General features: G+C 68.1%; 3 protein-coding genes. All 3 read right to left on the bottom strand.

From position 1 onward, the window contains the following. Positions 1-393 (bottom strand): 2Fe-2S iron-sulfur cluster-binding protein (locus JV551A3_RS11645; protein ID WP_133978706.1); only part of this gene is annotated, 393 nt, incomplete at its 3' end. After that, positions 390-1949: a formate dehydrogenase beta subunit gene (locus JV551A3_RS11640; protein ID WP_133978705.1), complete on the bottom strand. Its 1560-nt coding sequence runs from the start codon at positions 1947-1949 to the stop codon at positions 390-392. The genes JV551A3_RS11645 and JV551A3_RS11640, both read right to left, overlap by 4 nt. Then, the coding region (locus JV551A3_RS11635; RefSeq protein ID WP_205125943.1) for an NAD(P)H-dependent oxidoreductase subunit E at positions 1943-2212 on the bottom strand (270 nt) is incomplete at its 5' end. The genes JV551A3_RS11640 and JV551A3_RS11635, both read right to left, overlap by 7 nt.

Below are 2212 nucleotides of genomic sequence, written 5' to 3'. Positions count from 1 at the left end.
GCAGTTGCCGTTGGCCGAACAGGTCAGGCAGTCCAGCGGGTGGTCGGAGATGTACAGCTCCATTACGTTGCGGCGCAAGCCGGCCAGGCGCGGGGTTTCGGTGTGCACCACCATGCCTTCGCTGACCGGGGTGGTGCAGGAGGCCGGGTAACCGCGCATGCCTTCGATTTCCACCATGCACATGCGGCAAGAGCCGAAGGCTTCGAGGCTGTCGGTGGCGCACAGTTTGGGAATGCTGGTACCGAGCATGGCTGCAGCGCGCATCACCGATGTGCCGGCGGGCACAGTGATGGCACGGCCATCGATGCTCAGGCTGATTTGTACCTCGCTGTCACGGGCCGGGGTGCCGAGGTCGCTGCTTTTATCAGAAGCGGGGTCGAAGAAATTGATCACTGCGCGGCCTCCGTGTGGGTCAGCCCGAAATCGGCGGGGAAGTACTTCAACGCGCTGGCCACCGGATAGGCGGTCATGCCACCCATGGCGCACAGCGAGCCGTATTGCATGGTGTCGCACAGGTCGCGCAGCAACAGGGCCTGGTCATGCCGCTCGGTCATGTCGCTGGTGGCGATCAACCGGTCGACCACTTCCATGCCCCGGGTCGAACCGATGCGGCACGGGGTGCACTTGCCACAGGACTCCTCGGCACAGAACTGCAAGGCGAAGCGCGCCATGCTGGCCATGTTCAAGGTGTCGTCGGCCACTACCACACCACCATGGCCGAGCATCGCGCCCATGGCGGCGAAGGCTTCATAGTCCAGCGGCGTGTCGAAGTGGCTTGGCGGTACCCAGGCACCGAGCGGGCCACCAACCTGCGCGGCCTTCAGCGGCCGGCCGCTGGCCGTGCCGCCGCCATAGCCTTCCACCAGCTCGCGCAGGGTAAGGCCGAACGCGCGCTCCACCAAGCCGCCCTGGCGGATGTTGCCGGCCAGCTGGAACGGCATGGTGCCCAGCGAGCGGCCCATGCCGAAGTCGCGGTAGAACGCCGCGCCCTTGGCCATGATGATGGGTACCGAGGCCAGGGTGAGTACGTTGTGCACCAGCGTCGGCAGGCCGAACAGGCCCTGCAGCGCAGGCAGCGGAGGCTTGGCGCGGACGATGCCGCGCTTGCCTTCGATGGATTCGAGCAGTGCGGTTTCTTCGCCGCAGATATAGGCGCCGGCGCCGACCCGCACTTCCAGGTCGAAGGCCTGGCCGCTGCCGGCCACGTCGCTGCCGAGGTAGCCGGCGTCACGGGCGATGGCGAATGCCTGGTCGAGCACGCGGATGGCGTCTGGGTATTCCGAGCGCACATAGATGTAGCCCTTGTCGGCACCCACGGCGAGGCCGGCAATGATCATGCCTTCGATCAGCAGGAACGGGTCACCTTCCATCAGCATGCGGTCGGCGAAGGTACCGGAGTCGCCCTCGTCGGCGTTGCACACCACGTACTTCTGCCCGGCTCCGGCGTCACGCACAGTGCGCCACTTGATGCCGGCCGGGAACGCCGCACCGCCGCGGCCGCGCAAGCCGGAATCAAGCACGGCGGCGACCACCTCGGCGCCGTCCATGGCCACGGCCGCTTCAAGGCCGGCGAAACCGCCATGGGCGCGGTAGTCGTCCAGCGACAATGGGCGGGTGATGCCGGCGCGGGCGAACAGCAGGCGCTGCTGGGTCTTGAGGTAAGGAAGGTCTTCGACCGGCCCCAGCGCCAACGAGTGGCCATCGGCTTCACTGGCCAGGGCGTCGAGCAAGGACGGCACGTCTTCCGGGGTGACCGGGCCGAAACCCAGGCGCCCTTGCGTGCTGTCGCATTCCAGCAATGGCTCCAGCCAATACAGCCCGCGGGAGCTGGTGCGCTGGATGTCCAGCGGCAGCTGGCGGCGCTCGGCCTCACGCTGCAAGGCANCGGCGACCTGGTCGGCGCCCACGGCGCGGGCTACAGAATCGCAGGGGATATACAGCTTCAGCAGGGTGCGTCCTCCTGGCAGGCGTTGACCAGGGCGCGCAGGCGCTCAGGAGTAAGGCGCGCATGCACCTGGCCGTCCAGTTCCAGCGCTGGCGAGCAGGCGCAGGCACCCAGGCAATACACCGGGCGCAGGCTGATGGCGCCGTCGGCGCTGGTGCCATGGTCGTCCAGCGCCAGCTGTTCGCGCAGTTGCGCGGCCAGCGCCTCGGCGCCCCGGCTCNGGCACGACTCGGCGCGGCACAGGCGCAGGGTGTGGCGCGCCGGTGG

Source organism: Pseudomonas inefficax (assembly GCF_900277125.1).
In the GTDB taxonomy this organism is placed as follows: Bacteria; Pseudomonadota; Gammaproteobacteria; order Pseudomonadales; family Pseudomonadaceae; genus Aquipseudomonas; species Aquipseudomonas inefficax.
The sequence above is the reverse complement of the archived record's forward strand: the minus strand, read 5'-3'. Positions and strand labels throughout refer to the sequence as shown.